At 72.2% G+C, this 20,750-nt stretch carries 19 protein-coding genes; 5 read left to right on the top strand and 14 right to left on the bottom strand.

All coding sequences use genetic code 11. From position 1 onward, the window contains the following. Window positions 1-8 precede the first annotated feature (8 nt). The 5 genes from BX266_RS23750 to BX266_RS23730 all read right to left on the bottom strand — a co-directional run bounded on the left by BX266_RS23750 (window position 9) and on the right by BX266_RS23730 (window position 5,068). Entirely contained in the window at window positions 9-647 is a 639-nt protein-coding gene (locus tag BX266_RS23750) for a hypothetical protein (protein WP_099902927.1), read from the bottom strand. Then, window positions 647-1,681: a WXG100 family type VII secretion target gene (locus tag BX266_RS23745; protein WP_099902925.1), complete on the bottom strand. Its 1,035-nt coding sequence runs from the start codon at window positions 1,679-1,681 to the stop codon at window positions 647-649. Before BX266_RS23745 ends, BX266_RS23750 begins: the two co-directional genes overlap by 1 nt. Then, window positions 1,678-1,992: a WXG100 family type VII secretion target gene (locus BX266_RS23740; RefSeq protein WP_143686981.1), complete on the bottom strand. Its 315-nt coding sequence runs from the start codon at window positions 1,990-1,992 to the stop codon at window positions 1,678-1,680. The genes BX266_RS23745 and BX266_RS23740 overlap by 4 nt, the downstream gene beginning before the upstream one ends. Before the next feature lie 114 nt (window positions 1,993-2,106). Next, window positions 2,107-3,465 carry an aspartate aminotransferase family protein gene (locus BX266_RS23735; protein ID WP_099902921.1) on the bottom strand — a complete coding sequence of 453 codons (1,359 nt, stop codon included), beginning with the start codon at window positions 3,463-3,465 and terminating at the stop codon, window positions 2,107-2,109. Window positions 3,466-3,622: 157 nt separating this feature from the next. Next, window positions 3,623-5,068, bottom strand: coding sequence for a gamma-aminobutyraldehyde dehydrogenase (locus BX266_RS23730; protein WP_099902919.1), 1,446 nt, complete (start codon window positions 5,066-5,068; stop codon window positions 3,623-3,625). A gap of 267 nt (window positions 5,069-5,335) precedes the next feature. Here BX266_RS23730 and BX266_RS23725 point away from each other — a divergent pair, with 267 nt between their 5' ends. The 4 genes from BX266_RS23725 to BX266_RS23710 all read left to right on the top strand — a co-directional run bounded on the left by BX266_RS23725 (window position 5,336) and on the right by BX266_RS23710 (window position 9,266). Then, window positions 5,336-5,809 (top strand): Lrp/AsnC family transcriptional regulator, encoded by a 474-nt coding sequence (locus tag BX266_RS23725; protein WP_014138339.1) that lies wholly within the window; start codon window positions 5,336-5,338, stop codon window positions 5,807-5,809. Continuing rightward, a complete protein-coding gene (locus tag BX266_RS23720; protein WP_099902917.1) occupies window positions 5,806-7,200 on the top strand; it encodes an aspartate aminotransferase family protein in 1,395 nt (464 codons plus the stop codon). The genes BX266_RS23725 and BX266_RS23720 overlap by 4 nt, the downstream gene beginning before the upstream one ends. A gap of 208 nt (window positions 7,201-7,408) precedes the next feature. Further along, complete coding sequence (locus tag BX266_RS23715; protein ID WP_099902915.1) at window positions 7,409-8,116, top strand: ABC transporter ATP-binding protein; 708 nt, start codon at window positions 7,409-7,411, stop codon at window positions 8,114-8,116. Window positions 8,117-8,126: 10 nt separating this feature from the next. Continuing rightward, window positions 8,127-9,266: a hypothetical protein gene (locus BX266_RS23710; protein ID WP_099902913.1), complete on the top strand. Its 1,140-nt coding sequence runs from the start codon at window positions 8,127-8,129 to the stop codon at window positions 9,264-9,266. A gap of 89 nt (window positions 9,267-9,355) precedes the next feature. Here BX266_RS23710 and rlmN read toward each other — a convergent pair whose 3' ends face one another. The 6 genes from rlmN to rpsB all read right to left on the bottom strand — a co-directional run bounded on the left by rlmN (window position 9,356) and on the right by rpsB (window position 15,155). Then, window positions 9,356-10,456 carry a 23S rRNA (adenine(2503)-C(2))-methyltransferase RlmN gene (gene rlmN, locus BX266_RS23705; RefSeq protein ID WP_099902911.1) on the bottom strand — a complete coding sequence of 367 codons (1,101 nt, stop codon included), beginning with the start codon at window positions 10,454-10,456 and terminating at the stop codon, window positions 9,356-9,358. A gap of 84 nt (window positions 10,457-10,540) precedes the next feature. Next, a complete protein-coding gene (locus BX266_RS23700; RefSeq protein WP_099902909.1) occupies window positions 10,541-11,407 on the bottom strand; it encodes a phosphatidate cytidylyltransferase in 867 nt (288 codons plus the stop codon). 205 nt (window positions 11,408-11,612) lie between these two features. Further along, the gene (frr, locus tag BX266_RS23695) at window positions 11,613-12,170 is read right to left on the bottom strand and encodes a ribosome recycling factor (protein ID WP_099902907.1); all 558 of its coding nucleotides are present in this window, start codon (window positions 12,168-12,170) and stop codon (window positions 11,613-11,615) included. Window positions 12,171-12,252: 82 nt separating this feature from the next. Further along, complete coding sequence (gene pyrH, locus BX266_RS23690) at window positions 12,253-13,008, bottom strand: UMP kinase (RefSeq protein WP_033215167.1); 756 nt, start codon at window positions 13,006-13,008, stop codon at window positions 12,253-12,255. A gap of 285 nt (window positions 13,009-13,293) precedes the next feature. Further along, window positions 13,294-14,133, bottom strand: coding sequence for a translation elongation factor Ts (gene tsf / locus BX266_RS23685; protein WP_099902905.1), 840 nt, complete (start codon window positions 14,131-14,133; stop codon window positions 13,294-13,296). Window positions 14,134-14,264: 131 nt separating this feature from the next. Then, a complete protein-coding gene (gene rpsB / locus BX266_RS23680) occupies window positions 14,265-15,155 on the bottom strand; it encodes a 30S ribosomal protein S2 (RefSeq protein WP_099902903.1) in 891 nt (296 codons plus the stop codon). An 827-nt stretch (window positions 15,156-15,982) separates the two neighbouring features. Here rpsB and BX266_RS39320 point away from each other — a divergent pair. Beyond that, window positions 15,983-16,390 (top strand): M23 family metallopeptidase, encoded by a 408-nt coding sequence (locus BX266_RS39320; protein WP_259464819.1) that lies wholly within the window; start codon window positions 15,983-15,985, stop codon window positions 16,388-16,390. A 22-nt stretch (window positions 16,391-16,412) separates the two neighbouring features. Here BX266_RS39320 and BX266_RS23670 read toward each other — a convergent pair whose 3' ends face one another. The 3 genes from BX266_RS23670 to dprA form a co-directional block, all read right to left on the bottom strand. Continuing rightward, entirely contained in the window at window positions 16,413-17,030 is a 618-nt protein-coding gene (locus BX266_RS23670) for a TetR/AcrR family transcriptional regulator (RefSeq protein WP_259464818.1), read from the bottom strand. Window positions 17,031-17,234: 204 nt separating this feature from the next. After that, entirely contained in the window at window positions 17,235-18,125 is an 891-nt protein-coding gene (whiG, locus tag BX266_RS23665) for an RNA polymerase sigma factor WhiG (protein ID WP_259465142.1), read from the bottom strand. Window positions 18,126-19,442: 1,317 nt separating this feature from the next. After that, window positions 19,443-20,624: a DNA-processing protein DprA gene (gene dprA, locus BX266_RS23660; RefSeq protein WP_099902899.1), complete on the bottom strand. Its 1,182-nt coding sequence runs from the start codon at window positions 20,622-20,624 to the stop codon at window positions 19,443-19,445. Window positions 20,625-20,750: the final 126 nt, after the last annotated feature.

Here is a 20,750-nt window from a genome sequence, read left to right as displayed (position 1 = left end):
CGGCGCGTTCAGTGCGGCTGCGGCGCCGGGACCTGGCCGCGGAGCAGCGTCTCCAGGGCCTGCGCGTCCTGGTCGCGGCGGACGGACAGCGCCGCCCGGGAGCCGTCGGCGAAGTGGGCCTCGACCCGGCTGGAGAGCGAGCCGGTGCGCGGTCGGACCCGGACGAGCTGGGCCCGCGGGATCTCGCCGAGCAGGCTGACGGCACCGGCGGACTCGTGGCCGAGCAGGATCCGGTGGTCGGTGAAGACCAGCAGCACGCTCCGGTTCTCGTACCGGGTGGACCCCTTGCCGCCGGTGAGCACGGCGATGGCGAACCGGCCGGCCTGGCTGTCCCAGCCGCCGGCCAGGCCGCGGCCGCGGACGATCCGCCGGATGTTCCGGAAGAACCCGCCGACGGCCTCCTCGATGCCCTCGATGACCGCGCCGGCCACGTCGAACAGGACGCCCAGCACCCGCAGCAGGCCGTCCCGCTCCGGCCGGTGGCGGCGCGGGACCCGGCGGATCAGGTCGCTGAGCTGCAGGTCGACGATGGCGTGCACCCGCTCCCCGGGGCCCAGGTGCGGTGCCACCAGCGGCAGGTAGGAGCCGCCGCCGAGCGTCCGCGGTTCGTACACCTGCGGCACGGCGCCGTAGTACTGACTGCTCATCACCCGAACGCCTCTTCCACCCGGTTGTTCGGGACCCGGCTGCTCGGCACCCGGTAGGGAGCGCCGGCCGGCGGGCCGTCCAGCCCGGCGGCGACGGTCTGCAGGCCCTGGTCGCTCAGCAGGTTGTCGGTGAGGACGCCGCCGAAGTCGCCCGCGCCGGTGACCAGCCCCAGGCCGCCCTTGACGGCGCCCTTCACGGGGGTGAAGCCCGCCTTCACCGCCTGCGCGGTGGCGAACTCGCCGAGGTTGGCCGTCGACGGGTCGCGGACCGCGTTCTTCAGGCTGTCCCAGCGGTTGCCCCGGCCGCCGATCTTGCGGACGGCCTTGGCGGCCTTCCGGGCCTCGTTGAACTTGCCGAAGCTGCGGGCCGCCTTCATCGCCTTGATCGCCTCGTGCAGTTCCTTGAGCGCCTTCTCCAGCTTGACCGAGACCTGGCCGACCCGGGCGATGTAGATCGCGATCTCGCCCTCGACGATCAGCGCCTCGGCGGCGGTGGCCAGGCCCAGGGTGAGGATGTCGACCACCACGGAGGCGGCCAGCGTGATGATCAGCGTCTCGATGGCCTCGCGGATGATCTCGATGATCAGCGTCTCGGCGAGCCGGCACTCGGCAGCGGCCTGGCTGATGATCTGCGCGACCTGTTCCATGTCGGCCGTGGTGGCGTCGATCGCCTCCACCACGGTCTTCATGTGGGCGCCGAACGCCGCCGAGGCGGCGCCCTCCCAGCCGCTCTCGACCCGGGCGCCGCCGCTGCGCAGTTCCTCGGCGACCTCGCGCATCGCCTTCGCCTGGGCCTGCCACTCGTGCGAGGCGGCGGTCAGCGAGCCGAGCTCGCCGGTGACCTCCTCCAGCACGTCCATCAGCCCGGTGGCGTCCAGCGCGGCCTTGACGATCGAGTCGAGTCCGGCGTCCAGCCCCTCGCTGACGGGGTTCTCGAAGCTGGGCAGGTCCGGCAGCTCCGACCTCACCCGGTCGCGGGTCCACCGGTACGAGTCGACGGCGCCGCCGAACGAGGTCGGGGCCGGGGCGGTCATCGGGCGTCCCCGTACACCGCGGCGGTCTCCCGCTCGGTGCCCTCGTAGCTGTCGACCGTGTGCTGCAGGCCGTCGGCGGTACCGCTGAGCAGCTCGATCAGGTCGGCGAAGTTCTGCTGCTCCGCCTCGGCGTGCTCCCGGTAGGCGTCGTACAGCTCGCCCGAGCCCGGCAGCTTGCCGAAGTCGTCGGACGACAGTTGCACTGCGGCCAGCGCGGAGCGGATCTGCGCGATCCGCTCGGCCTGGGCCTCGATCACGGAGCCGTATGCCGTCAGTACTTCGGGTTCGACCCGAAAGCCCGTGTCCCCCATGGTGGTTCCTTTGCTCTCCATACAGACCGACCATCGTACTGATCGGACCGGCAAGACAGCGGGAGGCCCCGGACAGGTTGTCCGGGGCCTCCGCGAACGACCGGTGAAGAATCGTCAGACCGTGTGTGCGTCGGTCAGCGTCAGCACCTCGTCCAGCACGGCGAGACCGGACTTGGCCTCCTCCGCGCTGACGGTGCACGGCGGCACCACGTGGAAGCGGTTCATGTTGGTGAACGGCCACAGGCCGCGCTGCTTGCACGCCGCCGCCAGCTGCGCCATCGGCGCGTTGTCGGCGCCCGCCGCGTTGTAGGGCACCAGCGGCTCCCGGGTCTCCCGGTTCTTCACCAGGTCCAGCGCCCAGAACACGCCCAGGCCGCGCACCTCGCCGATCGACGGGTGACGCTCCGCCAGCTCGCGCAGGCCGGGGCCGAGCACCGTCTCGCCGATCTCCTTGGCGTGCTCCACGATGCCCTCCTCGGCCATCGTGTTGATGGTGGCCACGGCGGAGGCGCAGGCCAGCGGGTGGCCCGAGTAGGTCAGGCCGCCCGGGAACGCCTTCTGCGCGAAGGTCTCCGCGATCGCCCCGGAGATCGCCACGCCGCCCAGCGGCAGGTAGCCGGAGTTGACGCCCTTGGCGAAGGTCAGCAGGTCCGGGGTGATCCCCCAGTGGTCGGCGGCGAACCACGCGCCGGTGCGGCCGAACCCGGCCATCACCTCGTCCAGGATGAACACGATCCCGTAGCGGTCGCAGATCTCCCGCACGCCCGCCAGGTAGCCGGCCGGCGGCACCAGGATGCCCGCGGTGCCGACCACGGTCTCCAGGATGATCGCCGCGACGGTGCCGGGGCCCTCGAACGCGATGGTCTGCTCCAGGTGCGCGAGCGCGCGCTCGCACTCCTGCGCCTCGTTCTCGGCGTGGAAGTTCGAACGGTAGGCGTACGGGCCCCAGAAGTGCACGACGCCGGACACCCCGGTCTCGTTCGCCCAGCGACGCGGGTCACCGGTCAGCGTGATCGCGTTGGCGGTGGCGCCGTGGTACGAGCGGTAGGTGGCGAGCACCTTGTGCCGGCCGGTGTGCAGCCGGGCCATCCGGATCGCGTTCTCGTTCGCCTCGGCGCCGCCGTTGGTGAAGAAGATCTTGTCCAGGTCGCCGGGGGTGCGCTCGGCGATCAGCCGGGCCGCCTCGCTGCGCGACTCCTCGGCGAAGCCCGGGGCGATGGTGCACAGCTGGGCGGCCTTGGCCTGGATCGCCGCGACCACCTTCGGGTGCTGGTGCCCGATGTTGGTGTTCACCAGCTGCGAGGAGAAGTCCAGGTAGCGGTTGCCCTCGTAGTCCCAGAAGTACGAGCCCTCGGCACCGGCCACCGCGAGGGGGTCGATCAGCGCCTGGGCGGACCACGAGTGGAAGACGTGCGCGCGGTCGGCGGCCTTGACGGCCTGCCCGGCGACCGAGTCAGCGGTGGGAGTGCTCATACCCCCAGCGTAGGGAGACGCCCCTGCTCAGGGCAGCTTCATCGTGTCACGCGCCGCGCGGGGCGGCCTGACAGCTTGGCAAGGCGGGCCCCGGAACGCGCGGGGCGCGGGGCTCCCGGAGGAACTCCCGCGCCCGCTCGTGGCCCTGTTCGAAGCGTCAGATCGCGGTCATGACGTGCTTGATCCGGGTGTAGTCCTCGAAGCCGTACGAGGACAGGTCCTTGCCGTAGCCGGACTTCTTGAAGCCGCCGTGCGGCATCTCGGCGACCAGCGGGATGTGGGTGTTGATCCACACGCAGCCGAAGTCCAGCCGGCGGGACATCCGCATGGCGCGGGCGTGGTCCTTGGTCCACACCGAGGAGGCGAGGGCGTACTCCACGCCGTTGGCGTGCGAGACGGCCTGGTCCTCGTCGCTGAACTTCTGCACGGTGATGACCGGGCCGAAGACCTCGTTCTGGATGATCTCGTCGTCCTGCTGCAGGCCGGAGACCACGGTCGGCGCGTAGAAGTAGCCGACCTCGCCGACCCGGTGGCCGCCGGCCTCGACCTTGGCATGCGCGGGCAGGCGCTCGATGAAGCCGGAGACCTGCTTCAGCTGGTTGGCGTTGTTCAGCGGACCGTAGAGCACGTCCTCGTCGTCCACGCCGCCGGTCTTGATCGCGGAGGCGGCCTTGGCGAGCTCCTCGACGAAGGCGTCGTGGATCGACTCGTGTACCAGCACGCGAGTGGCGGCGGTGCAGTCCTGGCCGGCGTTGAAGTAGCCCGCGACCGAGATGCCCTCGACGGCCTCGGCGATGTCGGCGTCCTCGAAGACCACCACCGGGGCCTTGCCGCCGAGCTCCAGGTGGACCCGCTTGACGTCCTTCGCGGCGGACTCGGCGACCTGCATGCCGGCCCGGACCGAGCCGGTGATGGAGGCCATCGCCGGGGTGCGGTGCTCGACCATCAGGCGGCCGGTCTCGCGGTCGCCGCAGATCACGTTGAAGACGCCGGCCGGCAGGTCGAGGTCCTTCAGCACGCCGCCGATGATCTCGGCCAGCAGCACGGTGGAGGCGGGGGTGGTGTCGGAGGGCTTGAGCACCACGGCGTTGCCCGCGGCGATCGCCGGGGCGAACTTCCACACCGCCATCATCATCGGGTAGTTCCACGGCGCGACCTGCGCGCAGACGCCGACCGGCTCGCGGCGGACGATCGAGGTCATCCCGTCCATGTACTCGCCCGCGGCCTTGCCCTCCAGCAGGCGGGCGGCGCCGGCGAAGAAGCGCAGCTGGTCGACCATCGGGCCGATCTCCTCGGAGAGGGTCAGCCCGCGCGGCTTGCCGGTGTTGCGGACCTCGGCGTCCACGATCTCGTCGGCCCGGGCCTCGACCGCGTCGGCGACCTTGAGCAGCAGCTTCTGCCGGGTGGACGGGGTGGAGTCCCGCCAGATCGGGAAGGCGGCGGCCGCTGCGGCCATCGCGGCGTCGACGTCGGCCGCGCCCGAGAGCGGGGAGGTCGCGTAGACCTCGCCCGTGGTGGGGTCGACGACGTCGAGGGTGCGGCCGTCCGCCGCGTCGACGAACTCGCCGTTGATGTAGTTGCGCAGCGTACGAAGCTCGCTCACGGGTCTCTCCTCGGTCTGGGCCTGCGTCGTTGCAGCCCCGGGCGCCAGGTTACTCCGGGCTCCGGGTGGCCACGGCATGTCAGCGACAAGCCACGATCGGCGGTGTGCAGGCTCGCGCGTGTACGTAGCCAGGGTACCCATGCCACTGCCGTTATCGACAGAGGCCCATCCCGAACGCGACGTATTCCGCGCCCGATCTTCGGATCGGCGACGAAATCAGCAGGTCGACAGCTTGCGATTCCGACGCCCGTCGGGCACAGTGGCGGCGTGGCCAACCGCGACCGGAACGCCAGCGTTCCCCTCGACGCCGCCTCCAAGGCGATCATCGAGCAGCTCCAGGAGGACGGACGCCGTCCGTACGCCGCCATCGGCAAGGCCGTCGGCCTGTCCGAGGCGGCCGTCCGGCAACGCGTCCAGAAGCTGCTCGACCAAGGCGTGATGCAGATCGTCGCCGTCACCGATCCCCTCACCGTCGGGTTCACCCGCCAGGCGATGGTGGGCATCCGGGTCGAGGGCGACATCGAGCCGGTCGCCGACGCGCTGGCCGCCTTCGACGAGGTCGACTACGTGGTGTGCACCGCGGGTTCGTTCGACCTCCTCGCCGAGCTGGTGTGCGAGGACGACGAGCACCTTCTCGAACTGATCAACAAGCGCATCCGCTCGCTTCCCGGCGTGCGGAGCACCGAGAGCTTCGTTTACCTGAAACTCCGGAAACAGACCTACACCTGGGGCACCAGATGACAGCCGAGCCGGCTTCGAAGGACCTTTCCAAGACCGCCTACGACCACCTGTGGATGCACTTCACCCGCATGTCGTCGTACGAGAACTCCCCCGTGCCGACGATCGTCAAGGGCGAGGGCACCTACGTCTGGGACGACAAGGGCCGCAAGTACCTCGACGGCCTGGCCGGCCTGTTCGTGGTGCAGGCGGGCCACGGCCGCGAGGAGCTCGCCGAGGCCGCCGCCAAGCAGGCCAAGGAGCTCGCCTTCTTCCCGGTGTGGAGCTACGCCCACCCGAAGGCCGTCGAGCTGGCGGAGCGCCTGGCGAACTACGCCCCGGGCGACCTCAACAAGGTGTTCTTCTCCACCGGTGGCGGCGAGGCCGTCGAGACCGCGTGGAAGCTGGCCAAGCAGTACTTCAAGCTGACCGGCAAGCCGACCAAGTACAAGGTCATCTCGCGTGCGGTCGCCTACCACGGCACCCCGCAGGGCGCGCTGTCCATCACCGGCCTGCCGGGCCTGAAGGCCCCGTTCGAGCCGCTGGTGCCGGGCACCCACAAGGCCCCGAACACCAACATCTACCGCGCCCCGGCCTTCCTGGCCGGCCCCGACGGCACCGTCGACCCGGAGGCCTACGGCCGCTGGGCCGCCGACGAGATCGAGCAGGCCATCCTCTTCGAGGGCCCCGAGACCGTCGCCGCCGTCTTCGTCGAGCCGGTGCAGAACGCCGGCGGCTGCTTCCCGCCGCCGCCCGGGTACTTCCAGCGCCTGCGCGAGATCTGCGACCGCCACGACGTGCTGCTGGTCTCCGACGAGGTCATCTGCGCCTTCGGCCGCCTCGGCACCATGTTCGGCGCCGACAAGTTCGGCTACGTGCCGGACATGATCACCTGCGCCAAGGGCATGACCTCGGGCTACTCCCCGATCGGCGCCACGATCATCTCGGACCGCATCGCCGAGCCGTTCTACAAGGGCGACAACACCTTCCTGCACGGCTACACCTTCGGCGGCCACCCGGTGTCCTCCGCGGTGGCGCTGGCCAACCTCGACATCTTCGAGCGCGAGGGCCTGAACCAGCACGTCCTCGACAACGAGTCGAAGTTCCTGGCCACCCTGAACAAGCTGCGCGACCTGCCGATCGTCGGCGACGTCCGCGGCAACGGGTACTTCTACGGCATCGAGCTCGTGAAGGACAAGGTCACCAAGGAGTCGTTCAACGACGACGAGGTCGAGCGCGTCCTGTACGGCTTCCTGTCCAAGGCCCTGTTCGACAACGGCCTGTACTGCCGCGCCGACGACCGTGGCGACCCGGTCGTGCAGCTGGCCCCGCCGCTGATCTCCGACCAGTCGACCTTCGACGAGATCGAGCAGATCCTGCGGACCAGCCTCTCCGACGCGTGGCAGAAGATCTGATCCTCCTTCCCCACCCTCCACCGAAGGGCGGCCCCGACTCCTCACGTCGGGACCGCCCTTCGGCGTACCCCGCGGGTGAATCTGTGGTCCAACACGCCGCATTCGCGACGATTCATCCCTGATCGGCGCAGTGCGGCGCGCCCGCACCCACGCCCGATCGTTCTAATCTGACGACTGTCATATCCCCGTCGGCACCTGGATGGATCACATGTCAGCGGCCCCGCCCGACAACGACGTGCTGTGGGCCCGAGGGATCGTCAAGTCCCACCACGGCACCCCCGCCCTGCGCGGCGTCTCGCTGGGCGTCCGCGAGGGCGAGATGCTCGCCGTCACCGGCCCCCGCGGCTCCGGCAAGTCCACCCTGCTCGGCTGCCTGTCCGCCCAGCTCCCGGTCGACGAGGGCGAGGTCTGGTTCCACAGCGCGCCCGTGCACACCCTGGGCCGCGCCGGACGCGAGAAGCTCCGCCGCGAGCGCTTCGGCTACGTCGGCCCCGAGCCGCACCTGGTACCGGAACTGACGGCCCGTGAGAACGTCGCCCTCCCCCTGCTGCTGGCCGGCGCCGGCCACCGCGCCGCCTACCGCGCCGCCGGCGAATGGCTCGACCGCCTCGACGTCGCCGACTGCGCCAGGCTGCGGCCAGCCGAGCTCCAGCAGGACCGCCGCCAGCGGATCGCCGTGGCCCGCGCGCTCGCCCCCGAGCCGCCCGTCGTCTTCGCCGACGACCCCACCGCCCCGCTGCACCGCGACGCCCGCGAACAGGTCCTGCGGATACTGGCCAGCGCCGCCCGCTCGCACCACCTCACCTTGGTGCTGGCCACCCACGACCCGGAACTCGCCCGCTACGCCGACCGCACCGTCCACCTGGTCGACGGCCGGATCGCGGCCGAACCCGCCCCCGTCACCGCCGGGCGCTGAGAGGGCCGCCGTGTACTACCTGAGACTCGCCCGCGGCTACCGCGCCCTCGACCTGGCCCGCGCGGTGCTCACCGCCAGCGCCGCCGCCGTGGTCGCCGCCCTGCTGCTGCGCGCCCTCGGCCGGGCCCTCACCGGCACCGGCGGCAGCCTGGAACGCCTGCTCTGGTGCCTGCCGCCGCTCGCCGCCGTCGCCTGGTTCGCCGCGGTCACCGCCCGCGCCGTCCCCGCCCAGCACCCCGAGCGGATCACCGGCCTCACCGCGGCCGGCGCCGGACCCGTCCGGATCCGGCTGCTGGTGGCCGGCGAGATCGCCCTCGCCTGCGCCCTCGGCTCGGCGTTCACCCTGCTGCTCTTCCTGGTGCTGCGCAACGACATCGCCGGGCCCTCGCTCGCCCCCGACATCGGCATGGGCGTCCCGCTGCCCGCCGCCGCGCCCGTCACCCTGCTCGCCGTCCTCCCCGCGGTCGCCGGCGTCTCCGCGGCCGCCGCGCTCCGGTTCCCCGAGGGCCTCCCCGGCCGGCCCGCCGAACCGGTCCGCCCGGTCTGGACCGCCCGCCGGCTCGCCCTGCCCGCGCCGCTGCTGCTGGCCGGCCTCGGGCTGGAGCTGTACGGACTGCGCCCGAACGCCACCGACGCCGAACGCACCCTCGACCTGCCCGGCGGCCTCCCCGCCACCAGCCCCGCCCTGCTGGCCGGCTGGACCCTCGCCACCCTCGCGCTGGCCCTGTGGACCGGCCCGCTGCTCGCCCTCGCCGGCCGGCTGCTCGCCCTGCGGCAGCCCGCACCGCTGCGCCTGCTGGCCGGCCGCGGCCTCACCGCGCAGGCCCGTCGGCTCGGCGCGCCGCTGGCCGTGCTCACCGCGATCGTCGTCCTGATCCTGGTCGCCTGGCGGAACTGGGCCCGCACCGGCGCGGAGATCCCCGCGCTCACCCTGGTCGAGACCGTCCTGGTACTGGCCTGCGCGATCGCCGCCCTCACCGCCCGGCTGCTCGAACTGCGCGCCGACCGCCGCCCGGCCCTGGCGACCCTCACCCGGCTCGGCACCCCGCCCGGCCTGCTCACCGGCGTCGTCGCCCTGCGCACGCTCGCCGCCGGCACCGTCCTGCTGGTCACCGGCGGGCTGACGGTGCTGCTCTGCCCGCTGCTCTGAGCGGTTCCACGCCCACGCAGCCAGGAGGCCCCGGGGACGTCCCCGGGGCCTCCTCGCCGTTTCGCGCCGCGCCGCGGTCGGCGTACCGCTCAGCCCGCGGCGGCCAGCTGGCCGCAGGCGCCGTCGATCTCCTGCCCGCGGGTGTCGCGGACGGTGGTGGGCACCCCGTGGGCCTGCAGCCGGCGGACGAACTCGCGCTCGTCCTCCGGGCGGGAGGCCGTCCACTTCGAACCCGGCGTCGGGTTCAGCGGGATCAGGTTCACGTGCACCCGGCGGTTCTTGATCAGCCGGCCGAGCAGGTCGGCGCGCCACGCCTGGTCGTTGATGTCCTTGATCAGCGCGTACTCGATCGACACCCGCCGCCCGGACTTCTCCGCGTAGTTCCACGCGGCGTCCAGCACCTCGTCGACCTTCCACCGGGTGTTGACCGGCACCAGCTCGTCCCGCAGCTCGTCGTCCGGGGCGTGCAGCGACAGCGCCAGCCGGCAGCTCAGGCCCTCGTCGGCGAAGCGGTGCATCGCCGGGACCAGGCCGACCGTGGAGACGGTGATCCCGCGCTGCGACAGGCCGAAGCCGTCCGGCGACGGGTCGGTGAGCCGGCGGATCGCCGACAGCACCCGGTTGTAGTTGGCGAGCGGCTCGCCCATGCCCATGAACACCACGTTGGACAGCCGCGCCTCACCGCCCGCCACCGCACCGGACTTCAGGTCGCGCATGCCCGCGGCGATCTGCTCGACGATCTCCGCCGTCGACAGGTTCCGGGTCAGGCCCGCCTGGCCGGTGGCGCAGAACGGGCAGTTCATGCCGCAGCCGGCCTGCGAGGAGATGCACATGGTCACCCGGTCCGGGTACCGCATCAGCACCGACTCGACCAGCGTCCCGTCGAAGAGCTTCCACAGCGTCTTGCGGGTCTCGTCGTCGTCGCACGACACGTGCCGCACCACCGACATCAGCTCGGGGAGCAGCGCCTCGGTGAGCTTCCCCCGGCTGGCCGCCGGGATGTCCGTCCAGCTCTCCGGGTCGTTCGACAGCCGCCCGAAGTAGTGGTTGGCCAACTGCTTGGCGCGGAACGGCTGTTCGCCCAGCTCGGCGACGGCCTCCTTGCGCTCGGCAGGGCTGAGGTCGGCGAGGTGTCGCGGGGGCTTTGCGCCGCGCGGCGCGACAAAGGTCAGTTCTCCGGGCTTAGGCATGGTTCATCCAGTGTCGCAGATGCCGAACGGCCCCCGGACGCGGTGGCGTCGCGGGGGCCGTCGGCTCGGGCTCGGCGTTGCCGCTCAGCTGCCGACGAAGGCGGCGAGGAGCAACCAGACCACCGGGGCGGTGGGGAGCAGCGAGTCCAGGCGGTCCATGATGCCGCCGTGGCCGGGGAGCAGGGTGCCCATGTCCTTGATGCCGAGGTCGCGCTTGATCATGGATTCGGCGAGGTCGCCGAGGGTGGCGGTGACCGCCGCGCAGCCGCCCAGGATCAGGCCCTGCCACCAGGTGCCGCCGTCGATCAGGAACTGCATCATCAGGGCGCCGGCGATCATCGACAGGCCGATGCCGCCGGCCAGGCCCTCGCGGGTCTTGCCCGGGCTGATGGTCGGCGCCAGCTTGTTGCGGCCGAACTTGTAGCCGACGGCGTACGCGCCGGTGTCCGAGCAGATGGTGACCACGAGGAACAGCAGGATCCGCCAGGCCCCGTCGTCGGCGGCCAGGATCAGCGCGACGAAGGTGGCGAGGAACGGCACGTAGAAGGCGGTGAAGACGCCGGCCGTTATGTCGCGCAGGTAGTTCTCCGGCGGGGTGGCCATCCGGGCGACCATCATCGCCAGGCCGGTCAGCGCGAGGATCGCGGCGGCCCACTGGCCGCCCTCGAAGTAGCCGGTGACGACCATGCCCACACCGCCGATCAGCAGCGGGACCTGCGGGACGTGGACGCCCTTGCGCTCGGCGAGCCGGCTGGTGAGCTCCCAGATGCCGACCGCGACGGCGGCCGCGACGACCACCAGGAACACGGCCTTGACCACGAACAGCGAGGCCGCGATCACCGCCCCGAGTCCGACGCCCACGCCTATCGCGGCGGGCAGGTTGCGGCCGCCGCGCGGCTTGCGGGGCTGCTGGTCGGTGTCGGCCACGGGGGTCTCCTGCACGGGGGGCATGAACTGAGTCTGTGCCGCGCCGCCCCCTCGCTATGCCGGAGGCCGCCGCGTGTGACCCGTTTGGTGTCGGCCGGGTAGGGCCGTCGGGTTCCGGCCGGGTCGGGCCGTCGGGTTCCGGCCGGACGGTGCCCGGGCCGGGGTGAGCCGCGCCCCGGGCCGGGCGGTGGTGGAACCGCCGGTCCGGGGCGTACGCGCGAGGTCCGGATCAGACCTCCAGCAGCTCGGCTTCCTTGTGCTTGAGCAGCTCGTCGATCTGCGTCACGAACTTGGCGGTCAGGTCGTCGAGCTCCTTCTCGCCGCGACGGCCGTCGTCCTCGCCGATCTCCTTGTCCTTGACCAGCTTGTCGATCGCGTCCTTCGCCTTGCGGCGGATCGAGCGGACCGAGACCTTGGCGTCCTCGCCCTTGCCGCGGGCCTGCTTGATGTACTCGCGGCGGCGCTCCTCGGTGAGCTGCGGGAGCACCACCCGGATGACCGAGCCGTCGTTCGACGGGTTGACGCCCAGGTCGGAGTCGCGGATCGCGGTCTCGATGGCCTTCAGCGCGGTCTTGTCGAACGGGGTCACCATGGCCATCCGCGGCTCCGGCACGGAGAACGAGGCGAGCTGGTTGATCGGCGTCAGGGCGCCGTAGTACTCCGCGACGATCTTGGCGAACATCGCCGGGTGCGCACGCCCGGTGCGGATGGCGGCCAGGTCGTCCTTGGCGACGGCGACGGCCTTCTCCATCTTCTCCTCGGCCTCGAGGAGGGTCTCATCAATCACTGTGTGCTCCCTGTCCGGTTCATCTGCTGTTGTCCCGTACCGGTGCCCCGGACGGCTGTTGCTGCTCAGAGCCCCCGACGGCCTAGGCCCGGGCGGAATCCTCGCTGATGAGTGTGCCGATCTTCTCACCCTTGACCGCACGGGCGATATTGCCCTCGGCGAGCAGCTCGAAGACCAGGATCGGCAGGCCGTTGTCCTTGCACAGGGTGATCGCGGTCAGGTCGGCGACCTTCAGGTCGCGGGAGATCACCTCGGTGTAGTCCAGCGCGTCGAACCGGACCGCGGCGGGGTTGGTCCGCGGGTCGGAGTCGTAGACCCCGTCGACGCCGTTCTTGCCCATCAGCAGGACGTCGGCGTGGATCTCCAGGGCGCGCTGCACGGCGGTGGTGTCGGTGGAGAAGTACGGCATGCCCATTCCGGCGCCGAAGATCACCACGCGGCCCTTCTCCAGGTGCCGGATGGCGCGCAGCGGCAGGTACGGCTCGGCGACCTGGCCCATGGTGATGGCGGTCTGCACCCGGGTCTCCATGCCCTCCTTGATCAGGAAGTCCTGGAGCGCCAGGCAGTTCATCACGGTGCCCAGCATGCCCATGTAGTCGGAGCGGGCCCGGTCCATGCCGCGCTGCTGGAGCTCGGCGCCGCGGAAGAAGTTGCCGCCGCCGATCACGATGGCGACCTCGGTGCCGGCCCGGACCACCGTGGCGATCTCGCGGGCGATGGCGTGCACCACGTCCGGGTCGACGCCGAGGCCGCCGCCACCGGCGAACGCTTCGCCGGACAGCTTGAGCAGTACCCGGCGGCGTGCACCGCCCGGCGCGGTCTCCTGCGTCTCCTGCATGGACTTCTCCTTCTCCGCCTGCTGGTCAGCAGATCTGCAAGTGCTGGTCACGGCCCCGGGTGCGGGCACCCGGAGCCGTGTACACGAGAGGAGGCCATCGCCGCGGGAACCGGTACGGTCTCCTGCACGGCAATGGCCTCCTCGTCGTTCATGGTGCCGACGCCGCCCCCGTGGGGTGCTGGAGGGCTCGGTCGGCGCGTTCCGCCGTCCTCGCGGACGGGCCCCCTCCTACCTTATGTCCGGCACGGGGCCGGACCGGGTCGGAAGGACTGCGGGGAACGGGTCTCAGGCGCCGACGCGGAAGCGGACGAAGCGCTTGAGGGTGACGCCGGCCTCGTCGAGGACCTTGGCGACGGACTTCTTGTTGTCCTTGGCGAACGCCTGCTCCAGGACGGCGTTCTCCTTGACGAAGCCGGTGACGCGACCCTCGACGATCTTCGGCAGGGCGGCCTCGGGCTTGCCCTCCTCGCGAGCGGTGGCCTCGGCGACGCGGCGCTCGTTCTCGAGGTCCTCGGCCGGGATGTCCTCGCGGGAGAGGTACTTCGGCGCGAAGGCGGCGATGTGCTGCGCGACGTCCTTGGCGGTCTCGGCGTTCTCCTTGTCGAGCTCGACGAGGACGCCGATGGTCGGCGGCAGGTCCGGGTCCGACTTGTGCATGTAGACGCCGACGAAGCCGTCGTTGTCGAACTGCGCGAAGCGACGGAAGACGATCTTCTCGCCCAGGGTCGCGTTGGCCTCGTCCACGAACTGCTGGACGGTCTGGCCCGGGTTGATCTCGGAGGCCAGGGCGGCGTCCAGGTCGGCCGGGGAGGTGGCGGCGACGTGCGCGGCGATCGCGTCGGCGACCTCGACGAACTTGCCACCCTTGGCGACGAAGTCGGTCTCGCAGTTCAGCTCGACCAGCACGCCGGACTTCTTGTCCTCGGCGATCAGCGCGGCGACGGCGCCGTTGGAGGCGTCACGGCCCTCGCGCTTGGCAACGCCCTTCTGGCCCTTGATGCGCAGGAGCTCGACGGCCTTCTGGACGTCGCCCTCGGCCTCGTCCAGGGCCTTCTTGCAGTCCATCATGCCGGCGCCGGTGAGCTCACGGAGCTTCTTGACGTCCGCGGCGGTGAAGTTCGCCATGGTGTGATCTCTTCTCACGTCTCGCGTGTCTGCGTGGGAAAGTGCCGGGGCCCGTGGTGCGGGCCCCCGGCACGGGAGAGAGGGGCACCCACCGGCTCAGCCCGGCCGGTGCCCCTCACCCTGGTGGTACGTCAGGCCTGCTCGGCCTCGGCGGCCGGAGCCTCAGCAGCAGCCTCGGCCGGAGCCTCAGCAGCGGCCTCGGCGGGGGCCTCGGCAGCAGCCTCGGCGGCGGGGGCCTCGGCGGCCTTCTCGCCCTCGAGGATCTCCTTCTCCCAGGCGGCCAGCGGCTGGTCGGCGCCCGGCTCGGCCTTGGCGTCGCCCTTGGCGACACCGGCGCGGGACTTCAGGCCCTCGGCGACGGCGTCGGCGATCACGCGGGTCAGCAGGGTGACGGAGCGGATCGCGTCGTCGTTGCCCGGGATCTTGTAGTCGACCTCGTCGGGGTCGCAGTTGGTGTCGAGGATGGCGACGACCGGGATGTTGAGCTTCCGGGCCTCGCCGACCGCGATGTGCTCCTTCTTGGTGTCCACGATCCAGACGGCGCTGGGCACGCGCTGCATGTCGCGGATACCGCCGAGGGTCTTCTCCAGCTTGTCGTACTCGCGCTGGAGGACCAGGAGCTCCTTCTTGGTGAGGCCGGAGCCGGCCACATCCGTGAAGTCGATCTCGCCGAGCTCCTTGAGGCGCTGCAGACGCTTGTAGACGGTCGAGAAGTTGGTCAGCATGCCACCCAGCCAGCGCTGGTTGACGTACGGCATGCCCACGCGGGTCGCCTGCTCGGCGATGGCCTCCTGGGCCTGCTTCTTGGTGCCGACGAAGAGGACGCTGCCGCCGTGGGCAACGGTCTCCTTGACGAACTCGAAGGCGCGGTCGATGTAGTTCAGCGACTGCAGGAGGTCGATGATGTAGATGCCGTTGCGCTCCGTGAAGATGAAGCGCTTCATCTTCGGGTTCCAACGACGGGTCTGGTGACCGAAGTGGACGCCGCTCTCCAGCAGCTCCCGCATCGTGACGACGGCCATGTGCCGTACTCCTCGTGTGTTGCCCGGCGCGCCGCGAGGCGGTTGCGGACCGCCGTGGGGCGGTCGCGGCCTGCAGGGTGCCGGGGTACTCGGTTTTGTTCGTGCCGGTCGGGCGACCGTCACGCCTGACGCCCCGACGTGCCAAGCCGCTCGGCCTGCGCGAGGCTTGCGGCCTCGGCAGGCTCGGCGGACCGAGCGGCACTCGCACCGTACGACCGCTCCCGGAGGAGGACGGGCCGTCGGTGGCGGGGCGTGCGAAGTCGACCCGGCAGACCGGGTCGCGTGTGAAGTGTACGGGAAGCCCCGAGCGGCGGGCGACTCCGTGCGTTCACCCCGCCCTGTTCAGCGCCGCCGCGGGCGGCCCGCCGTTCGCTGTTCACCCCTGCGGGGGACGGCGGTTGTCCACAGCCCGGGGTTGTCCACAGCTCCCGGAATCGGGGCGCGGGACGGGTGCCGCGGGGCGCAGGGTGGTGCGCGGGGCGGCCGACGGGGCCGGCCGGCGCGCGGTTGGGGGGCGGATGCGGTTTCGGGGTGTGGGGCTCGGTGGGATGCGGGTGGCGCTGGCGACGGTGTTGGCGGCGGTTCTGCTCGGTGGCGGGTCCGCCGCGGCGCCGGTGGGGGTGGCCGGTGCGGTGGTGCCTGCGGTGGTGGCCGGCGCGGGGGTGCGTGGTGCGGCGGTCACCGGTGCGGGGGTCGCCGGTGCGGGAGTGCGTGGCTCGGGGGTGTCCGGTGCGGGGGTCGCCGGTGCGGGGGTGTCCGGTGCGGGGGTCGCCGGTGCGGTGATGCGTAGTGCAGTGGTGGGGCCCGGGCCCGGGCGGGTGTGGCCGGTGGGGGATCGTTCGGGGTTGCTGCGGCGGTTCGACCCGCCGCCGGTGCGCTGGGCGGCCGGGCACCGGGGCGTGGACCTGGCGGCCGCGCCCGGAACGGCGGTGCGGGCGGCCGCGCCAGGGGTGGTGACCTTCGCCGGGCAGGTGGCGGGGCGGCCGGTCGTCGTGGTGACCCACTCCGGTTCCGGCACTCCCCCGCTGCGGACCACCTACCTGCCGGTGGCCGGGTCGGTGCCGGTCGGCACGGGTGTGGCGGCGGGCGACACCATCGGCGTGCTGACCGGCGACCGGGGCCACTGCCCGGTGGACTGCCTGCACTGGGGGTTGCTCCGCGGCGACCGCTACCTCGACCCGCTCGCCCTGTTGGGCAGCGGCCGCGCCCGGCTGCTGCCGCTGGATCCGGCCTGACGACGCGTCGGCTCCCGACCGGTCAGGCCGGGCCGTCCGCTCCGCCGCGGCCCGTCCGGCCGGGCGTCCGCAGGCCGTCCAGGGCGAACCGAACCGCCGAGTCGGCGATCTCCCGGACCGCCGCGTCGCCGCTCGCGCCCTCGCCTCCGCGGACCCTTCCGAGCTGACGGACCGCCGCCTCCACCACTCCCTGGAGCAGTACGGCCGCGACGCCCGGCCGGCGGTGGCCGAGCTCCTCCAGGGAGTGCACCACCATGGCGGTCAGCCCGGCGTGGGCGGCCCTGATCCGCCCCCGCGCGGCGTCGTCGAGTTCGAACTCGGCGACCGCCACCACGGCGCGGTGCACCGGGTCGGTGGCCAGCGCAAGCTGCCCGCGGACGTACGCCTCGATCCGGTCCGCCGGGCTGTCGCGGGCCGTCATGGCGGCTTCGATCTCGGCGGCCCAGAGCGGGAGGTCCACCGCGCAGAGCGCTTCCACCAGTTCGGACTTGGAGCGGAAGTATTCGTACACCGAGGACCTGGCCAGTCCGGCACGCGCGGCCAGCGCGCTGAAGTTCAGCGCGTCCCGACCGCCCTCGGCCAGCAGGACGCGCGCGGCGTCCAGCAGTGCTGCCTGCTGCAACTGTCGATGCTCGGCCACCGTGGCCGCCCGGATTTTCGGCACAGCCCAACTCTACGGACGCCGACGGCCGGTGGGAGCTGCGCCGCTCCCACCGGCCCCGCGTCCGGCGCGTTCCGACCCCCGAGCGGCCGGAACTGCGAGCCGGGCCGCGAGCCTTCGGGCCCGGTCGGCCGGCCGCCGGCCTGAAGGCTCGCGGCCAGGTCGGCTGCCGGCGTGTGCTGCTCAGCGGACGTCGGACATCTTCGCCCGCAGTTGCAGCACCGACTTGGTGTGGATCTGGCTGACCCGGCTCTCCGTCACCCCGAGGACCTGGCCGATCTCGGCGAGCGTCAGGCCCTCGTAGTAGTAGAGCGTCACCACGGTCTTCTCGCGTTCCGGCAGCGTGTTGACCGCAGAGGCCAGCAGTCGCCGGAGTTCACGGTCCTCGGCGATCTCGACCGGGTTGTCCGCGCCGCTGTCCGGCAGGGTCTCCATCAGGGTCAACCGGTCGCCGCCCTCGCCCGCCGAGTGCAGCAGCTCGTCGAGTGCCACCACGTTGGCGAGCGAGAGCTGGCTGAAGATGGTGTGCAGGTCGTCCAGCGAGATGCCCATCTCCGAGGCCACTTCGGGGTCGTACGGCGTCCGCCGGAGCTTGGCCTCCAGGGTGGCGTAGGCGCGCTCGACGGCCTTGGCCTTCTGCCGCACCGACCGGGGGATCCAGTCCAGCGCCCGCAGCTCGTCGATGATCGCGCCACGGATCCGGCTGATCGCGTAGGTCTCGAACTTGATCGCCCGGTCGATGTCGAACTTCTCGATCGCGTCGATCAGCCCGAACACCCCGGAGGACACGAAGTCCGCCTGCTCCACGTTGGCCGGCAGCCCGACCCCGACCCGGCCCGCGACGTACTTCACCAGCGGGGAGTAGTGCAGGATCAGCTGGTCGCGGAGCCCGTGGTCGCCGGTCTCCTTGTACGACCGCCAGAGCGCCTGCAGTGCCGACTGATCGGCACCCTTGCCACGGTCGCCGCCCTTCGCCTGACCCGCCGCCGGCTCCTCCTCGGCCGTACCGCCCGCCTGGCCCGCACCGCTCTGCCCTTCGTCGCCCGACGAGGGCGCGGACGCCGGCGCAGGCACCACGACCCCGGCGCGCGCACCTGGCTGAGCGCCGGCGTCGGACGGCACCGTGTCCGAGGGCACCGTGTCCGACGGCATCGCGCTCGGCTGGGCAGCAACTCGCGGAGCGGTAACCGGCGGAGGGGTAATGGGCGGAGCGCTGACCGACGGAGTGTCAGCTGGCGGGGTGCCGGTCGCCGAGGTGGTGGTCGGTGCGGGTCGCGGAACCGTCGGCGATGCGGGCGGCACCGGTCCGGGTCCGGATGCCACCGGTCCGGGTCCGGGGGGCGCCGTTGCGGGTCCGGTCGGCGACGCGGCCGGGCCGGGGCCCCATGCCTGCTCGGCAGGCTCAGGGATCCGCGCGGGTGGCGGGCCGCTCGCCTGCCTGCGGACCTGCGCACTCCGGGCGGGCAGGTCCTTCGGCTTCGCCCGCCCACCGCGCGTGGGTCGGGCGCCCGCGGGCGACGCACCCGTGGCGGCCGGGCCAGGCCGCTGCCGGGCGCTGCTCTGACCGCCGCCGTTCCGACCGTCGGCCTGCCCGCCGACCGGGGCCTGACCGCTGAACGGCACCTGACCTCCGAACGGAGCCTGGCCGGCGACGGGGGCTTGCCTGTCGGCTTCGGCCCGGGCACCGGCCGCGGCCTGGCCGAGCCACGGCCCGGCGCCGGCCTCGGCCTCGCGCGGTCGGGCTTTGCCGCTGGCACTCGGCGGTGCCACCTGTGGGCAGGGCAGCACCTGGCCGCCGGCCCGGTCGGCCGGTGGCGGTTCCGGGGACTGCCGGGCCGGTGAGCCCTGCGGGACCGGAGGGCGCGGGACGGGCGAGGAGGATGCGGGACGGGTCTGGGGCTGTGGGCTCGCGGTCGGGGGGGTGCCCGACCTCGTCATTCCCACGACTCCCGAGGACCTGGCCCGTAGTTCCGCGGCATTGCGGGTCTCGGCCCCCGTCCCGTCCGGGGACCGACCGTCACCGGTCACCCTGTGTCCGGGAATGTGAGTGGGCATGCGTTGGTCTGCGCCGTTCTGCCGAGTCATGTGCTGATAGGGACGCCATAAGCGAGCGTAGCGTGACCGAGTCACTGCACAGCGCTACCGCCACTCGGGCGTCGCCCGATCCGGTGGCAGCAACGGCCTCCATCGGCGCGTCGCGGCAGGGCGACCGACCGGAGCCCAGGTCTTCCACCCTCGGTCGACCCGCCGACCAGCACGGACTGTCGGCCGTGGTCGGACCGTGGCCTGCCGAGCCCGCATCGCACTGCTGCCCGACGATGCTCACCGACTGTCACTCTCCTCTCAACTCACCCTCCTGTCCGTCGTGTTGACCGAGTTGACCCGTTCGGCTCACTCACCGTGTCCGCCCGTGCTCGGATGTGATCGCTTGCGTCGGACCAGCCTCCAGTGCGCTCCGTGTCGCTCGACGAACCCGAGCGAACCGAGCTCGTGCAGGTGATGAACGGTGGCTTCCTCGGAGAGCGCCGCGTACCGGGCGATTCGCAGGACCGGCGCGCCGTCCGCGCTGGCGGGTACGGCTTCGAGCACGCGGGCCACCGGCGGCTCCAGTGCGTCCCTCGGCAGGATCGGGCCGACGCGCTCCGGTGCCAGGTCCGCGCCGATGGAGCCGACCAGCTCTCCCACCTCGGCCCCGTTGGTGACCATGCTCGCCGCACCGGTCCGGATCAGTGCGTGCACGCCGGCCGAGAGCTCCGAGGTGACCGGGCCCGGAACGCCCATCGTGTGCCGGTTGAGGTCTCGGGCGCGCCGTGCGGTGCTGAGCGCGCCGCTGCGCGGTGCGGCTTCGACCACCACGGTGCCGCGGGTGAGGGCCGCTATCACCCGGTTGCGGAGCACGAATCTGAACCTGGTCGGGTTCATCCCGAGCGCCAACTCGCTGACCAGCAGGCCGTCGTTCGCGATCCGTTGGATCAGCGCCTCGTTCCCGCGCGGGTAGCAGATGTCGACGCCGCTGGCGAGGACGGCGATCGTCATCCCGTTGACCGCCAAGGCGCCGAGGTGCGCGGCGGTGTCGACCCCGTAGGCCGCGCCGGAGACCACCACCCACCCGCGCTCGGCGAGTTCGGAGCCGAGCTGGCCCGCGACGTGCCGGCCGTAGCCGGTACAGGCCCGCGATCCGACCACGGCGACCGAGCGCAGGGCGAGCAGCCGCAGCGAGGGCAGCCGGGGCGACAGCCGGCCACGGACCCACAGCCCGACCGGGCGGCTGTCACCGAGGTCGTCGAGTTGGGAGGGCCACTCGATGTCGCCCGGAATGATGAACCTCCCACCGAGCTTGGCGATCCGCTCCAGGTCGACAGCCGGGTTGAACTTCCGCAGCCGCTCCTGGTAGGCGGCGATCCGGTCGGCGCCGAGGCCCAGTCGGTCCGGCGGTGCGCCCTCCTGGATGCCCTGCAACAGCCGGACCGCACCGAGGCGTTGGACGGATCGGCCGATCGCTGCGTCTCCGGGCTCGATGAGCCTGGTGAGCGCGGCCCGGGCCACCCGCTCCGGGTCGGGCGGATCGGGCACGGTGGTGGCCGCAGCCCATTTGGTGGGTCTGACGGCACGTCGATCACCTGGAGCCGGGCCGGTTGGGGTGTCGTCGGCCGAGGCCCTGGCGACCGGCGGAGTGTCTCCGGGCGGGCCCGCGCCGAC

Origin of the sequence: Streptomyces sp. TLI_171, assembly GCF_003610255.1 — a bacterium.
Lineage (GTDB): Bacteria > Actinomycetota > Actinomycetes > Streptomycetales > Streptomycetaceae > Kitasatospora.
Note: the sequence above shows the minus strand (reverse complement) of the source record. Positions and strands in the feature narration are given on the sequence as shown.